The following is a 14,721-nucleotide window of genomic DNA, read 5'->3' on the forward strand; positions in this document are numbered from 1 at the left end:
GACCCGCACCCTCTACGACGAGGCCACCGCCTGGTCACACCACGCAACCCTCCCAGCCACAGCTTGACACCGCTACGGCATGGGATGTCTGACAACAGCCGACCACAGGCCGACCACAGGCCAAAGCCACCCGGACATCGCCGCCCGGCCGTCGCGCTTGGGGCTCAGCGCGGACAGCTTCGCCCCGGCCGGGAGCAGGCCGACGGCTTGGCTATCCGGCAGTCGACGGTAGGGCGGTCCACTCCCGTCGAGCGTAGTGTCACGAAAGCGGACAGGGATGAGAGCCACTGAGACGCCCACTCAGACCGTGCTGAACGGTACGGGCCAGCGGCGCATATGTGTGGGCAGGGTCAGGAGCAGATCGCCAAGGCTGTACATCAGGTTCTCCGCGGTGAGCAGGCCGACCGCCTGGCGCTGCGTCGCGGTGAGGGGGTCGGCGGGCAGCGGCGTGCATCCGGCCAGGAAGGTGGCGATCAGGTCCGGGTGGTCGAGCATCAGGTGGACTCCATGCTCCGCCCGGGCATCCTTGACCGTGATGAAGCCCGGCCCCCGCCTGAAGTAGCACAGCCCGTACCGAAACGCCTTGTGCCAGGCTCGCCGACGATCGATGGGGAGCCCGTCGATCCTGCTCGGCGGCCAGAGATGGTGCAGCGGTGCGGTGTCGAGCTCGCCGCCGGCGGTGGCCGTCCAACGAACCGCCACGCCTTCCTCCAGGCAGACCCGCAGGAACGCGAGGAACGTCAGCGTGGCAAGCGGGTTCCCGCCCAGGTCGACCTCGTCGTGCACGACGATGATGCCGCGCTCGACCGAGGCGCCGTAGCCGGGGTCGTGCCTGCGGAACAGGTCGGCCGCCCGATCGCCGAACACTGCGGTCACTCGGCTCCCTCCGGGAACGGGACCGGGATCTCACCGACCACCGCGAGAGGCGTCAGGCTCATCCGCGTCGGGGAGACGCGCGCCGGGAGGTCGCGCACCGCCAGTGCCACGACATGCTCCCCGTCGCAGTAGACGAGTCCGCGCTCCCGCAGGCCCGCCAGCGCCGCAGCCACCTCGTCCTCCGACGCCTGCCGGCCCTGTTCGGCGAGCGCCCGGAGGACGGACGGCGCGGTGCGGACCCGCTCGGTGAGCCGGTACACGGCAGCGTCCAGACCGCGCAGCAGGTGGTCGCGCGACGGCCAGCCGTGCCTGCGGTCGGCGATCCGCACCTCGTCGTCGACGTCGGCCACCATCACCAGGGACGAGGTGGTGTGCGCGGCCTGCCATGCCTCGACCGCGCGGTGGAGCCGAGCCTCGATCTCGCCGCGGATGCCCTGCGGCGGTGTGTCGAAGAGGTAGACCAGATCCGCCAGTTCCTCGGGCGGCAGGTCGTAGATGTGGTCGTAGACGCGGGACGGAGCCCGCTCGGCGAACCCGAGCTCCGGGCGTTCGAAGTTCGGGCTGAACCGTTCCAGCGCTATGCGTATGGTGGCGCCCGGCGGCTGCAGGTGCACCAGTGCGGGCATCTGGTCGATCACGGTCCCGTAGTCCGCGTCGCGTTCCCCGGGGAAGCCGTAGAGGTAGTTCCAACTCACCGTCAGGCCACGGTCATGGCAGTCTCGCAGCAGGCTCACGTTTCGGGCGCCGCCGACGCCCTTGTCCATGAGGTCGAGCACCCGGGCGTTGAGGCTCTCGATGCCGGGCTGGATGTGCACCACGCCAGCCGCCGCGAGCAGATCGAGCTGGTCGGGACGGAGGTTGGACTTCACCTCGTAGTGCACGCGCAAGTCCCAACCACTGGCTGCCATCCGCGGTAACAGGTCGCGGAAGTAGCCCATGTCCAGGATGTTGTCCACCATCACCAGGTCCAGGATGCGGTGGCGCTCGATCAGGCCGGACACCTCCTGCCACACGGCGTCGGCGTCCTTGCTGCGGAAGGCGATGGCTGAGCCGTTGAGCCCGCAGAAGGTGCACTGGTGCTTCTCACCCCACCAGCAGCCGCGGGCGCCCTCGACGGCGAGCTTGGGCTCCACGAAGGTACGCGTCGGCGACGCCTGCAGGGCGCGCTGCCAGTCGGTGTAGTCGGGGGTGGGGATCAGGCCGGGCGGGACCTGTGCGGCACTCTCGGGGTTCGCCACCGGCCGGTCGCCGTCCCACCAGCACAACCCCGGCACGTCCAGTGGCGGTGTGTCCGCCGCGATGTGGTCCAGCAGCGCGGGGAAGGCGAGTTCGCCCTCGCCTCGGACGGCGAAGTCGACGAAGTGGTGGTTGCGGTGCAGTGACGCGCCCATCGGTCCGTCGCAGTTCGCCCCGCCCATGACGGTCCTCACTGCGGGCCGCCGCTGTTTGAGCAGCCGGGCGACCGCGAAGCTCGGCACGTTCTGCATGAACGTGGTGGTGAATCCCACGACGTCCGGGTCCTCACTCAGGAGCTCGTCGACGACTCGCTCGACGAAGGGGCGCGCGTATGGACGCATCCGGCGCACTACCTCGATGTCGACGTCATTGGCCTTCGCGTAGCGGATGAGCTCGAACTCGCGCCAGGAGTCGTCGTCGTAGAGCACACCGGCGAACACCCAGTCCCCCAGCCCGTGGTGCAGGCCGGTCTCCGCGACGTGCGTGTAGTCGTGCGGGGTGAGATCCCCACCGCTCTCGGCGAGCAGGAACCCGGCCCAGTCCATCGCCGCGTGCACCTCGGAGACCTCGGCTTCCGGTCGGGTCTGTGCCACGCGGCGGCGCAGAATGCCGATCGCCAATGAGGGCAGCTCCAGCAGCTGCCACGGCATCGACACCAGACTCAGCCTCAAATCTGCTCCCGCGTCGGGCCGGGACCCCGGAATGGGGCCCCGACCGTCGATAGGTCTGTCTCGGCTTCGGCTCAGCTGTCCCGCTCGGCGGGCGAGTCAACCCGGGACGGCGGAGCATCGATCCGGTACGCCGGCGGAGCGTCGATCCGATAGGCCGGCGGAGCGTCGATCCGCGGAGTCGAGTTCGAAGCCCCGCTGCTCATCACGGTCTTGGTGATCTGCATCGTGGTCACCTCCTCTCCTACAGGCGATGGCGCGCGGTGGCCCGGACATTCACATGCTTCCGGGCTTGCTTGTCAGGTCACTGTAATCGGCGAACGGCTACTGATGAATAGTTCCGACAATGCCCCCTGAGGCGACCTCTGAGAGATCCGTACAACGCGGCAGGGCCCCGCTGCTCCGGGGCACTCTCCGCTCGCCAGAGCGGCGGCGCTGACGTCCTCGCTCTCACCCACAACGGCACCAACCGGCAGATCCGGGCTGCCGCCTGACGGCGACAGACTGACGTTGGTTCTGACGCCGGACCAGGTCCCTCCGGTCAGAGTCGATCAAGAATCCGGGTATGTTCGCACCTTTGTCATTCCTCACAGGGGGAACTCATGACGGCATCCCGTCACCTATTCACACCCGGCCGGGCCGCCCCGGCCGGCCGGTCCCTCAGCATCCTGCTGCTCCTGGTGCTGGCGTTGCCGGTGTCGCAGCTCGGACAGGGCGGCTCGGCGGCGCGCGCCGCCGACCTGCCCGTCACGACGGTGCCCGGACCGTCAGGCCTGGACGTACAGCTGAAGGTCATCAGCTACAACGTCTGCGACGGCTACGACGGGCCGAGCGGCTGCCAGTACCCGGGCACCCCGTCGAGTTGGGGCGACGCGGTCGTCCAGGCAGCGTGTTCCTCTACCCCGGCTCGATCGAGACGAAGAGCGACGGCACCAAGGTCTACCACCTCGGTGCCAGCCAGCCGTTGCTTCCCGCCGGCTCCTGGTCGGATGTCCTGGACGTGACCGCCGGTCACTTCACCGCCGACAAGGCCGACGGCGTAGTGATCCGCCGGGCGGACGGCCGCGCCACCGTGCTGCGCAGCACCGGTAGCGGGCTCACCCCGGTCACCCCCGACCTGAGGCCGGCCGGGGCGTCTGGCTGGACCGACGCCGTGGACGTCACCGCCGGCAACTTCACCGGCCACCCCGACGGCACGGCCGACCTGCTGGTGCGCTGGACGGCCGGCAGCGCCTCCGTCTACCCCGGCAAGGGTGACGGCACTTTCGGCGCTTCCGTCCCGGTCACCGCTCCCTCCCAGTGGGTGCACAACCCGGAGACCTGGCTGCCGTGGAAGCCGGTCTACGACATAACGGCCGGGGACTTCAACGGTGACAAGGTCGCGGACATCGTCGCTCGCTGGTCCAGCGGCACCATGATGCTTTTCCAGGGCGACGGACGCGGCGGCTTCCTCGGCGGAAAGCTGATCGGGTCGCCGGGTGCTTGGCGCGACGCGGCGAGCGTCACCGGCGGCGACTTCAACGGCGACGGCAGGCGGGACCTGCTGGTGCGTTGGAACGCCGGCAGCGCGTTCCTCTATCCCGGCAACGGTGCCGGCACCTTCGGCGGCTCCGTCCCGGTGGAGCCCGCCGGCACCTGGAGCGGCGCGATGGACGTCACCGCGGCCGACCTCGACAACGACGGGATCGACGACGTGGTCGTGCGCTGGCCCGACCACAGGATCGAGCGCTGGATCGGTTCACCGACCGGCTTCGGTCCGGCGTTCGAACTCGTGCCGGGCATCGCCGGGGCCACCGATCCCGGGTCCGTGATGACCGCCGCCGACTTCACCGGGGACGGCAACGCGGACCTGCTGATCCGCGAGTGCGACGGCTCCGCGCACGTGTACGCGGGCGACGGCCAGGGCGGCATCGGCGCGACCTCGATCCCCTGGAAGGCCGCCCCGCAGTGGTCCGACCTGGTCGACCAGGCCAGGGGCTCCTTCCTGAGCGGCGGCGGGACGCAGACGGTGTACCGCTACGACGACGGCTCGATGGTCCTCGACAACCCGGCCGTCACGTTCACGCCGGGCAGGGAACAGGCGATCACGGTCCGCTCCGGTGACGGCAGCGGCCGGGTGGACCACTTCCTGTACGCCGTGGACGCGCCGGTGACCGCCACCGGCACCGCCCGCGTCGACGCGGTCCGCAACACCGCCGGCATCCCGATCACCCCCACCAGCGCGGGGAGCCATGTTCTCTCCGTCGTCGCGGTCGACCCGGCGGGCCACCAGTCGACGGCGACGCAGTACACCTTCACGGTCTCCGGCTCATAGGCCGCACCCGGAGAGAACGGCACAGCCGGGACGCCGCGTGCATGATGGTTGATCCAACAGCTCGTGGAACGGGAACGGGAACGGGAACGGGATGAGGGCGAGGGCCGTCCGGCCGAGACCGGATGGCCCTCGCCCGCTGACGAGTTCATCCCCCCTGCGGCTGCCTGCCGGAGGCGGCTCAGCGGACGTCGATGGTGAACTGGCGCTTGGTCTGCTCCGGTCCGCCGGAGAACGTTCCACCCAGCTCGTCGCGGTAGGCGACGTGCACGGTGACGGTGGTGCGGCCGGGGCTCTGGGCGCGGAAGGTGAAGTAGTAGTGGCCGCCCGTGCCGAGGTCTCCGGTCCCGCCGAAGCCGGGCAGGTCCTTGATGCCGAAGTCGTCGACGTACTCGTCGCCGGTGGCCCGCACGACGGCCGGGTCGGGGACGGGGGTGGCCATGGTCCAGTTGTCGCCGGCCTCCCGGTAGGCGAACACCTCGATCGAGAACAACTCGCCGGGTTTGACGGTGAGTTGTCCCGATGTCTGAGTGAACACCGTGCCGTGGTCGAGTTCGCCGGTGGTCATCTCGTGGACGCCCACCGCGCCCACAGTGGCCGCGACGACCGGCACCGCGGCCACCGTCAGCAGGACTCGGCGCCACCGCCGCTTCATGGGTTCTCCTCTCGATGGGTGACGCGCGGCGCCGGCACGGCGGCGACCGCGTCGAAACGACGGGCGACCGGCTGTTGAAGAGGTCGCGCCGAGCGGCGGCGTGCCGGTCTCCGGCCTCGCGGCGGCACGTACGGTGCATCGTCCTCGCTGCGGTCAGGCGTGGGAAGAGCTCGTCGGGGAGGGCGTGCCCGTCGCCGGGGCGGGGCCGGGGGTGGTGAGTGCCAGGGCGCGGGCGACGTGGGCGGTGGATGAGGTGGTTTCGAGTGGGGTGTAGCCGTCGCGCAGTGAGGCGTCCTGGTCCTTCAGGCCGTTTCCGGTGAGGGTGATGACGACCGTCTGGCCCGGGGCGAGGTGGCCGCGGCTGTGCTGGTCGAGGAGCCCGGCGACGCCGGCCGCGGAGGCCGGTTCGACGAAGACGCCGTCGTGGCGGGCCAGGAGTCGGTAGGCGGCGAAGATCTGCTCGTCGGTGACGGCGGCGATCAGGCCGTCGGACTGGTCTCGGGCGTCGACGGCCCCCTGCCAGGTGGCCGGGTTGCCGACGCGGATCGCGCTTGCGGCGGTCTGCGGGTCGGCGACGGGGGCGCCGTGGACCAGCGGTGCTGCTCCGGCGGCCTGGAAGCCCCACATGCGCGGGAGCCGGTCGGCGTGTCCCTCGGCGTGGTAGGTGCGGTATCCGCGCCAGGTGGCGGTGATGTTGCCGCCGTTGCCGACCGGCAGACAGTGGATGTCGGGGGCGGTGCCGAGCGCGTCGACGGTCTCGTAGGCGACGGTCTGCTGGCCGGACAGGCGCAGCTCGTTGCCGACGCTGTTGACGAGGGCCACCGGGTGGTGGGCGGCGAGGTCGCGGGCGATGCGCAGGCAATCGTCGAAGGTGCCGGCCACTTCGACGATGCGTGCGCCGTAGCGGACCGCCTGGCCGAGCTTGCCGAGGGCGACGCGTCCCGCGGGGACCAGGACGGCCGAGGCGATCGCGGCCCGCGCCGCGTAGGCGGCGGCCGAGGCACTGGTGTTGCCGGTGGAGGCGCAGACAACGAGTCCGGCGCCGGCCTCCGCGGCCTTGCTGATCGCCACCGTCATCCCGCGGTCCTTGAAGGAGCCGGTGGGGTTGGCCCCCTCGACCTTGAGCCGGACGTCGCAGCCGGTGAGATCCGACAGGTGCCGGGAGCGCAGCAGCGGGGTGTTGCCCTCGTTGAGGGAGATGGACGGGGTGCGGTCGGTGACCGGCAGCCAACGCCGGTAGCGGCTGTCGATGAGCCCTTGCCAGGTTTCCATGACCGAGAACGTAACATTTGTTTCATCAAACCTGTCAATCATCTTTTGATGTAACATCTGGGTCATGGAATCCGTGGTGTCCCGACTCGAAGCCGCCTACCCCAGGCTGCCGCGGGGCGAGCGCGCGGTCGCCCGGGTCATCCTGGACGACTATCCGTTCGCCGCGCTGGAATCCCTGCGCACGCTCGCCGACCGCGCCCAGGTGAGCCCGCCGACCGCCTCCCGCTTGGTCGACCGGCTCGGCTTCGACTCGTTCACCGACTTCCAGGCCGGCGTCCGAGCCGATGCCCAGGACCGGTCGAGGCTGCGGGCGTTCGCCGCTCAGACCCCCGACCCCGGCAGCGCCGCACGCGAACTGCAGGACGGCCTGTCCAGCGCGCTGGCGGCCGTGAACACCCCTCTGCTGGACTCGGCGGCCGACACCCTCGCAGCGGCCCGCTCGGTCTGGGCGCTGGGCGGCCCGCTCAGCGAACTGGCCGCCGATTACCTGGTCCGCCAGCTGGGCGCGCTGCGCCCAGAGGTGCGACTGGTCCCCGGGCCCGCACACGAACAAGCCCGATCCCTTCTCGACATCACACCCCACGACCTCGTCGTCGCCTACGACTTCAGGCGCTACTCGCCCCCCACCTCCGCCTACGTCCGCGCGGCCCGCGAACGCGGCGCGCGCCTGCTGCTCGTCACCGACGCCTGGAAATCACCCCTGGCCGACCACGCCCAGATCCTCATCCCCCTGCCCCACGAAGCCGCAGGACCGATCGCACCCCTCACCCACCAGATCGCCGTGACCGAACTCCTCCTCGTCGCGACCGCGTCCCGCCTCGACACCGCAGCACGGCTCGCCGAACTCGACACCCTCACAGCCTCACTGCGACGCGACGAGACGTAGGCCATACGCCACGACACTTCGCCCCCTCGGCCCGAGAGAAATCAGCCCCGCGCCTCCCTCGTCCTCCCAGGCGAGTTGACCGATCGCCAAGACCAGGCAAGCGCAGGTCACCGGGTCGTCCTCCGGTCGAAGCGGGCCCGGGGCACCGCGTCGTAGCGCAGATCGTCCTTGACCTCCGAAGTCATGCCGGCCACCACCGCCCGCACATCCTCCTGCGTGCCCGCGTGACACTCCTGCCCGCCCTCGTCACACGCCGCCGGCACGCCGGTGCCACCCCGCCACCCCGCCACCCCGCCACCCGACAAGATCCTTTTCCTGACCGTATCCACTCGCACGACACCGACCTGTGCCGGTGCAAGCTCGTCCTACCATCCGCGACCGACAGCCCGAATATCGCGCGCAGGGGATGACACTCCCCGCCGGACGTCGAGGACGGCTCCGCACAGGCGGTCGGCCCCCCATCGGCGGCACGGTCCCCCGCACTCCCTGCGGTTGACCCGACCCCGGCGCGTTCCGGCCCATGAGGCGGCCTGGTGACGTGAGGGCTACTCGTACAGTCGCTTGAGCCATTCGGCCAAGAGGTGCTGTTCGGCGGAGGTGAGGGCGTTCTGCTCAGGCAGTGACGCGTGCAGGGCGAGGGCCGCACCGGCCGGCCCCTGTTCGCGGACGGCCGGTTCCTCGGTGGTGACGGCGCTGACCATCGCCTCGCGCAGCGTGGTCAACAATGCCGGATCGCGCGCGTTCTCGGGTAGGGACAGCCACGTCAGGACGGCACCGCGGGCGGTGGCGTTGATGATCTGGGCCGCGAGGTCCTCCCCGACGCGTAGGAGGCCCGCGGCGGCCAAGCGGCGGATGCGCTCCATGAGGATCTCAAGACCCATCCGGAAGACGGCCGAGGCACGGGTGGGCTCGCCGTACATCAGCACGTAGAGCGCGGGGTTGGCCAGCCCGAACTCGACGGCCGTGTCCCAGCCGGTGCGCAGTTCACGGACCGGGTCCTCATCCGTGCCGGTCAGGTCCTTCGCGGCGAGGAACTGCGCGAAACCGTGTTCGGCCACCGCATCGAGCAGGCCCTCCTTGTCGCCGAAGAGTCGGTACAGCGCGGGCGGCTGAAGTCCGGCGGCGTCGGCGACCGCACGAGTGGTGACCGCGTCGCGGCCCCCGCGCTCCAACAGGTCGATCGCCGCTTCGATGATCTTCCGGCGGGTCCGTTCGCGCGCCGAGAGGCCGTTCTCTGCGGCGCGCCGTCCGGAGGTGGGATCCATGGCCATGATCGATGTTAACTCTCGGGCGATACCGTCGCGAATACCGTCGATACCATCCGAGCGTTTCCATCGAAACTATCGCTGGTATCTTCACATTGGTTCCATCGGAAGCGCAGCAAGGAGCGGCACATGCCTGACCGTCTCAAGATCATCGGCCTGGAAGAGACCGTCGTCGTCCCTTCCGTCTTCGAGGCGTACCAGCGGGCCGGATCGCCGCAGATCCCGGCCCGCGGCTTCGGCGACGACCCCATCGCGAAGAACCTGCACGAGGTCGGCGAACAGCGGCTGGCCCACATGGACGACCAGGGCATCGACGTGGCCGTACTGTCCCTCTCATCGCCGGGCGTGCAGGACCTGCCCGAGGCGGACGCGATCGCCGTGGCCCGCGACGCCAACGACGAGCTCGCCGCGATCGTCGCCTCCCACCCCGACCGGTTCCAGGCGTTCGCCGCGATTCCCACCCAGTCACCGGCCGCGGCCGCGGCCGAACTGGAGCGCGCGGTGATCGAACTGGGCTTCCCCGGCGCCATGCTGTACGGCCGCACCGGCGACAAGCTGGCCGACCACCCCGACAACGACGAGTTGTACGCCGCCGCCGAGCGCCTCGGCGTGCCGCTGCACTTCCACCCGCAGACGCCCGTCAAGCCCGTCATCGATGCCTACTACTCCGACCTCGGCAACATGAGCATGATCCTGGCCGGGGCCGGCATCGGCTGGTACTACGACCTCGGTATCCAGTACCTGCGCATGATCTTCTCCGGTGTCTTCGACCGCTTCCCCGACCTGCAGGTCATCGCCGGACACTGGGGCGAGGTCACCATGTTCTACCTCGACCACGTCGGGTTCTTCGCTGCGGCGGGCGGCCTGAGGCAGCCTCTCGCCGACTATTGGAAGAAGAACTTCTGGGTCGCGGGCAGCGGCACCAACAGCCCCCGGTACCTGCGCTGGACCGCGGAGGTCATGGGAACCGACCGGATGCTGTACTCCACCGACTACCCCTTCACCTACGGCTTCCGCCCCGGCGGCTTCCCCTACGTCGACACCAGCAACGGCGAAGCCCGCTCCTTCCTGGAGAACTCGCCCTTCACCGACGACCAGAAGGCCGACATCGGCCACCGCAACTGGGAACGCCTCACCGCCCGCGCCAAGCGCCCGGCCACATAGGACATGCCCGCACGGGACCGGTCCGTCAGCGGCCTCCGCAGCTCAGTTCGACGGATGATGAGGTGGCACGGTGACCAACCACGATGCGGCTGCGGCTGTCCGACCGTTGACCCTGGCCTGGGTGAGCCGGCACCTGGAGGCCGGCGAACGGATCGTCAAGACCGAGGCGCTGCGAGGCGGCATCACGGCCGAGATGCGGCGGCTGACCATCGGCACACGGGACGGAGGCACCCGTGACCTGGTACTCCGGACCTTCGTCAACGTGGAACACGCCGAGGACTGGCTGAACAGGGAGGCCGGCGCCCTGGCCCTGCTCACGGGGACCGGTGTGCCGGCTCCTGGGCTGGTCGCGGTCGATCCGACCGCCGTGTATTGCGAGTACCCGTCGCTCCTGATGACACATCTGGCGGGACGGACAGTCCTCGACGATGAGGGATTGGAGTCGCGCGTCCCTCTGCTGGCCCGTCAACTCGTGGCGATCCACGCGTTGCGACCCGCCGAGCGGCCCCGGGAGTATGTGGCGTTGACGACCGCGGACACCGTCGTGATTCCGAAGGGCGCCGACGCGGCGGCATGGGCCGCGGCGATCGACGTGATCCGCAAACCCGCACCGCCCTATGACGGGCGATTCCTCCACCGGGACTTCCAACCCGGCAACGTGCTGTTCGACGTGCCGCCCCCAAGGCCGGCAGGTACCCGGATCACGGGGGTCGTCGACTGGGCAGCGACCTCCTGGGGGCCGGCGGATCTCGATGTGGCGCACTGCTCGACCAATCTCGCGCTGCTGCACGGCCCCGCGTGGGGTCTGCGGTTCCCCGAGGCGTATGAGGAGGCCGGCGGGGTGCTGGCCTCCGCCGCGAACGACCGGCTGTACTGGCGGGTGCGGGACGGGCTGGCGTGCTCAGAGGAAGTGCAGCAGGTGGCGCAGCCATGGCGTGAGGCAGGGAGGACAGAGCTGACGACGCGAACCGTGGAGGAGCGGCTGAATGCCTACGTCACCGCCCTGATGGACGCGCTGGGCTGAGTCAAAGCAGCCCGGGACGCGGGCACGGCGACGAGCGCCGGGCCCGGCTGCCACGTCCGGCAGCGGTGCCGATCGCACACCAGTGCGGGTGGCACGGGTCTTCCGGTCGGCTCCACGTCGTGTTCGCCGTGTGAGATGCGAAAGGGCCGGGCGCCGCCAGGGAGGAGTTCGGGGGCGGCCGGCTTGCTCTTCAGGGGTTCGGAGGGCTCAGCGGGCAGGAGTGTAGAGGATGCCGTTGATCAGGACTTCCAGGCCCCAGGCGTCACGGTTTCCGGGCGAGAGCAGGACCGGGCGCAGTGAGGTGATCATCGGGTAGCGGTCGGCGGGCAGGGAGGCGTAGCGGCGGTCGGCCTCGGCGACGGTGGCTTGTTCGTCGGCGTCCTTGGTGTTGTAGGTGCTCTGTTCGGCGGCGGCCGCGGCGATGTGGAGGTAGAGGAGGTCGACGGCCCAGGCGGCGGTGGTGTCGTCGAGGCCGCCTTGTTTGAGGAGGGCGAGCACACGGTCGAGGACGAGCAGGGCGTTGTCGCCGGTGGGGATGGCTCCGAGAGCGACGTGGGCGAGGCCCTCGTGGCGGCTCATGGCCTCGATGGCGGCGGTGACCAGGGCCCGGAGCCGCTCCTGCCAGGTTCCCTCGGAGGTCAGCGGGACGTGGCCGAGGGCTTCGTCGAGCATGGCGGCCATGAGGTCGTCGCGGTTGGCGACGTAGACGTAGAGCGAGGCCGGGCCGGTGTCGAGTTCCTTGGCGACGCGGCGCATCGTCAGGGCGTCCAGGCCGTCGCGGTCGAGGATCGCAAGACCGGTGCGCACGATGACGTCGCGGCTGAGGGGGGCCTTGGCGGGCCGCGCGCGGCGGCTGATCGGCTGCGTGCTCATGGGGCAAGCCTAACCCTGGGGCGAACATCGTTTGACACGAACAGCGTTCGTTGTTTACGGTCAGAACGAACGATGTTCGCGACGAATTGTGTTCGTCCCGTTTTCTGGAAGTCCCCATGCCCAGCATCACCGCCCCGCCCGCTCCGGCCGGGGTCATCTCCCCCTCATGACACTGGGCGGTCCTCGCCGTGATCCTGGCGGCCGAGATCCTCGACCTGATCGACGCCACGACCACCAGCTTGCTCATCGTGGCCCGCATCACCCTCGGCTGCTGCGCCCTGGTCCGCCCGCTCCCCCGCAACGGCCGGGCCCAGCACCACTGACCCACCCACCCGACCCGCAGAAAGACCCGGATTCATGTTCCTGATCACCGGAGGCCGCGGAGCGGTCGCCACCCACCTGACCGCCCTGCTCCACCACGACCGCCTGCCGGTCCGGATCGGCTCCTCCCACCCCGAGCACCTCACGGCGCCCGACGGCGTCGGGACAGTCCGCCTCGACCTCACCGACCCGGCCACCTTCCCTGCGGCCCTGGCCGGCGTCACCACCGTCTTTCTCTACGCCGCCCCCGACCACATCGCCGACTTCACCGCCCACGCCCAGAGGGTCGGAGTCGAACACATCGTGCTGCTGTCCTCCTCCAGCGTGCTCGGCCCCGACCCCGACAACGACCCGCTCGCAAAGTCACACCTCGACGTCGAACGCGCCCTGCTGGCCTCACCGATCACCACCACGATCCTTCGGCCCGGTTCCTTCGCCTCCAACGCCGGAGCTTGGGCCCGGCCCATCAAGGCCGGCCGGCCCGTCGGTCTGCCCTTCCCCCACGCCCACAACGACCCCATCCACGAGAAGGACGTCGCCGAAGCCGCCCACGCCGTCCTCACCAACCCCCGCCACCACGGCGGTCACTTCACCCTCACCGGCCCCGAGTCCATGACCTTCGCGCAGCAGATCGACCAACTCGCCGCCGCCACCGCACGCTCCATCACGATCAACCGCGTCACCCGCGAGGAATGGAAGCAGGAGGTGGCCGAGTACATCCCCGCCGCCTTCGCCGACGTCCTCCTGAACTGGTGGGAATCCAACAACCACAAGCCCGTCGCCCTCTCCCGCGCCGTCGAGGAGCTCACCGGCCACCCCGCCCGCCCCTTCGCCACCTGGGCCGCCGACCACGCCACCGACTTCACCAGCTGAACCCACCGGAAACACCCGACGACGACGGCAGTGCGGCCCCAGGTGGGCAGGGCCCCGGTCAGTACCGACCGGGGCCCTGCCCACCACAGCCACGCGTCTCCCGCTCACCGGCTGCGGCCCGATGCCGCCACCGGCGACGAGTCCGGTCGATCGCGCACGGTGAATTTCGGCCTCAGGACAGTTTCGCTTCGGGGGCGAAGGCGGGCAGCTTCTCGAGACTGCTGCGCACGGCCTCGGCGCCGTACTCGAACATCTGCCGCTCGTAGTCGTCGACCGCGCTGAGCAGATCCTGGCGGCCCTCGTTGGCCTCGATCAGGCAGCGGCGCAGCAGGTCGGCGTCGCGCAGCGCGGTGTTCGCGCCGTTGCCGCCGGTCGGGGAGGTGGCGTGGATCGCGTCGCCGAGCAGCGTGACCGGGCCGGACGCCCAGCGCTCACCGGGCTTGACCACCCGGATGGACAGCAGCGTGCTGTTGTCCGGGTCGGCCTGCTCGATCAGCGCGCGCAGCTCCGGGTGCCAACCTTCCATCCGGGACAGCACGGCGTCCTGCGCGGTCAGGCCTCCCAGCGAGCCGTTCGGCGGCAGGATCATGGCCCAGCGCACGTAGTCGCCAATGTCGGGCAGCGTGACTTCGGGGGCCAGTTGCTCGGCGGCCTGCTTCGGCGGGGTACGGAAGCGCATCGCGCCGAGCAGCAGGCTGACGCCGTCGCCCGTGATCTTCGAGCCGTAGGCCTTGGACAGGCCGGCGAACTCGTCGGTCAGCGGAGTGCGGCCGATGACGAACCGGACGCCGGTGTCGATCGGGGTGGTCTGCGGCGACAACACCCCGCGGACCGCGGAGGTGACGCCGTCCGCGCCGACGAGCAGGTCGGCGGTGGCCGGGTCGCGGCGGGCGAACCGGGCTTGGACATTGCCGTCGGCCAGCACGTCGTAGCCGGTCAGCGCGGCATCGGCGTGCACGGTGAGGCCGGTCAGCAACAGGTGTCGCAGCACCTGCCGGTCGACCACGATGCCGGTCCGGCCCGCGCCGAGCTTGCCGATCTCGTTCAGCTGCGGGTCCAGGATCAGCTGCTCGGCGGAGGCGTCCATGACGATCTCGTCCAGCAGCGGGCGCCAGCGCGTCGGCAGGCAGTCGCGCACCGCATGGAAACCGATCGGGTTCAGCACGAGCCGGTAGCCCTGGAACCGGGCGACGATCCCCGGGTCGCGCTCGAACACGTCAGCCTCGATCCCGGCATCACGCAGGCCCTGCGCGAGAGCCAGACCTCCCAGACCGGCTCCGACGACGGAAACTCGCAT

General features: G+C 70.2%; 14 protein-coding genes. 6 read left to right on the top strand and 8 right to left on the bottom strand.

Going from position 1 to position 14,721, the window contains the following annotated elements; translation table 11 throughout:
- Positions 1-300: 300 nt before the first annotated feature.
- From ACH4E7_RS41160 to ACH4E7_RS41170, 3 genes are all read right to left on the bottom strand, one after another.
- Entirely contained in the window at positions 301-876 is a 576-nt protein-coding gene (locus tag ACH4E7_RS41160) for a DUF5825 family protein (RefSeq protein ID WP_396254339.1), read from the bottom strand.
- On the bottom strand, positions 873-2,762 hold the full coding sequence (locus tag ACH4E7_RS41165; RefSeq protein ID WP_396254369.1) for a RiPP maturation radical SAM C-methyltransferase: 1,890 nt from the start codon (positions 2,760-2,762) through the stop codon (positions 873-875). Before ACH4E7_RS41165 ends, ACH4E7_RS41160 begins: the two co-directional genes overlap by 4 nt.
- 92 nt (positions 2,763-2,854) lie before the next feature.
- Positions 2,855-3,016 carry a hypothetical protein gene (locus ACH4E7_RS41170; RefSeq protein ID WP_396254340.1) on the bottom strand — a complete coding sequence of 54 codons (162 nt, stop codon included), beginning with the start codon at positions 3,014-3,016 and terminating at the stop codon, positions 2,855-2,857.
- Positions 3,017-3,669: 653 nt separating this feature from the next.
- On the opposite strand from ACH4E7_RS41170, the gene ACH4E7_RS41175 reads away from it, so the two are divergent.
- A complete protein-coding gene (locus tag ACH4E7_RS41175; RefSeq protein WP_396254341.1) occupies positions 3,670-5,094 on the top strand; it encodes an FG-GAP repeat domain-containing protein in 1,425 nt (474 codons plus the stop codon).
- 178 nt (positions 5,095-5,272) lie between these two features.
- Here ACH4E7_RS41175 and ACH4E7_RS41180 read toward each other — a convergent pair whose 3' ends face one another.
- The gene (locus ACH4E7_RS41180) at positions 5,273-5,746 is read right to left on the bottom strand and encodes a protease inhibitor I42 family protein (RefSeq protein WP_396254342.1); all 474 of its coding nucleotides are present in this window, start codon (positions 5,744-5,746) and stop codon (positions 5,273-5,275) included.
- Between the two features lie 153 nt (positions 5,747-5,899).
- Complete coding sequence (thrC, locus tag ACH4E7_RS41185) at positions 5,900-7,018, bottom strand: threonine synthase (RefSeq protein WP_396254343.1); 1,119 nt, start codon at positions 7,016-7,018, stop codon at positions 5,900-5,902.
- Between the two features lie 64 nt (positions 7,019-7,082).
- On the opposite strand from thrC, the gene ACH4E7_RS41190 reads away from it, so the two are divergent.
- A complete protein-coding gene (locus tag ACH4E7_RS41190; RefSeq protein ID WP_396254344.1) occupies positions 7,083-7,904 on the top strand; it encodes a MurR/RpiR family transcriptional regulator in 822 nt (273 codons plus the stop codon).
- Between the two features lie 545 nt (positions 7,905-8,449).
- Here the strand turns inward: ACH4E7_RS41190 and ACH4E7_RS41195 are convergent.
- Positions 8,450-9,169: a TetR/AcrR family transcriptional regulator gene (locus ACH4E7_RS41195; RefSeq protein ID WP_396254345.1), complete on the bottom strand. Its 720-nt coding sequence runs from the start codon at positions 9,167-9,169 to the stop codon at positions 8,450-8,452.
- A 129-nt stretch (positions 9,170-9,298) separates the two neighbouring features.
- Between ACH4E7_RS41195 and ACH4E7_RS41200 the strand changes: the two genes are divergently transcribed.
- Together ACH4E7_RS41200 and ACH4E7_RS41205 are read left to right on the top strand one after the other, a co-directional pair.
- Positions 9,299-10,333 (top strand): amidohydrolase family protein, encoded by a 1,035-nt coding sequence (locus tag ACH4E7_RS41200; RefSeq protein WP_396254346.1) that lies wholly within the window; start codon positions 9,299-9,301, stop codon positions 10,331-10,333.
- 70 nt (positions 10,334-10,403) lie between these two features.
- Positions 10,404-11,357 carry a phosphotransferase family protein gene (locus ACH4E7_RS41205; protein WP_396254347.1) on the top strand — a complete coding sequence of 318 codons (954 nt, stop codon included), beginning with the start codon at positions 10,404-10,406 and terminating at the stop codon, positions 11,355-11,357.
- A 207-nt stretch (positions 11,358-11,564) separates the two neighbouring features.
- On the opposite strand, the gene ACH4E7_RS41210 is transcribed toward ACH4E7_RS41205, so the two are convergent.
- Positions 11,565-12,230, bottom strand: a complete 666-nt coding sequence (locus ACH4E7_RS41210) for a TetR/AcrR family transcriptional regulator (RefSeq protein ID WP_396254348.1) — start codon at positions 12,228-12,230, stop codon at positions 11,565-11,567.
- A 188-nt stretch (positions 12,231-12,418) separates the two neighbouring features.
- Here ACH4E7_RS41210 and ACH4E7_RS41215 point away from each other — a divergent pair, with 188 nt between their 5' ends.
- Both ACH4E7_RS41215 and ACH4E7_RS41220 read left to right on the top strand, forming a co-directional pair.
- Positions 12,419-12,553, top strand: coding sequence for a hypothetical protein (locus ACH4E7_RS41215; RefSeq protein ID WP_396254349.1), 135 nt, complete (start codon positions 12,419-12,421; stop codon positions 12,551-12,553).
- Between the two features lie 34 nt (positions 12,554-12,587).
- Positions 12,588-13,424: an SDR family oxidoreductase gene (locus ACH4E7_RS41220; RefSeq protein WP_396254350.1), complete on the top strand. Its 837-nt coding sequence runs from the start codon at positions 12,588-12,590 to the stop codon at positions 13,422-13,424.
- A 172-nt stretch (positions 13,425-13,596) separates the two neighbouring features.
- On the opposite strand, the gene ACH4E7_RS41225 is transcribed toward ACH4E7_RS41220, so the two are convergent.
- On the bottom strand, positions 13,597-14,721 hold the full coding sequence (locus tag ACH4E7_RS41225; RefSeq protein ID WP_396254351.1) for an FAD-dependent oxidoreductase: 1,125 nt from the start codon (positions 14,719-14,721) through the stop codon (positions 13,597-13,599).

Source organism: Kitasatospora sp. NPDC018058 (assembly GCF_044327205.1).
Classification (GTDB): Bacteria; Actinomycetota; Actinomycetes; order Streptomycetales; family Streptomycetaceae; genus Kitasatospora.

Excerpts from the sequence above, each read along its gene's own strand:
- ACH4E7_RS41190 (WP_396254344.1), top strand. The coding sequence starts at position 7,083 with ATGGAATCCGTGGTGTCCCGACTCGAAGCCGCCTACCCCAGGCTGCCG.
- ACH4E7_RS41225 (WP_396254351.1), bottom strand. The coding sequence starts at position 14,721 with ATGCGAGTTTCCGTCGTCGGAGCCGGTCTGGGAGGTCTGGCTCTCGCG.
- ACH4E7_RS41210 (WP_396254348.1), bottom strand. The coding sequence starts at position 12,230 with ATGAGCACGCAGCCGATCAGCCGCCGCGCGCGGCCCGCCAAGGCCCCC.
- ACH4E7_RS41200 (WP_396254346.1), top strand. The coding sequence starts at position 9,299 with ATGCCTGACCGTCTCAAGATCATCGGCCTGGAAGAGACCGTCGTCGTC.
- ACH4E7_RS41220 (WP_396254350.1), top strand. The coding sequence starts at position 12,588 with ATGTTCCTGATCACCGGAGGCCGCGGAGCGGTCGCCACCCACCTGACC.
- ACH4E7_RS41165 (WP_396254369.1), bottom strand. The coding sequence starts at position 2,762 with ATGCCGTGGCAGCTGCTGGAGCTGCCCTCATTGGCGATCGGCATTCTG.
- thrC (WP_396254343.1), bottom strand. The coding sequence starts at position 7,018 with ATGGAAACCTGGCAAGGGCTCATCGACAGCCGCTACCGGCGTTGGCTG.
- ACH4E7_RS41195 (WP_396254345.1), bottom strand. The coding sequence starts at position 9,169 with ATGGATCCCACCTCCGGACGGCGCGCCGCAGAGAACGGCCTCTCGGCG.
- ACH4E7_RS41180 (WP_396254342.1), bottom strand. The coding sequence starts at position 5,746 with ATGAAGCGGCGGTGGCGCCGAGTCCTGCTGACGGTGGCCGCGGTGCCG.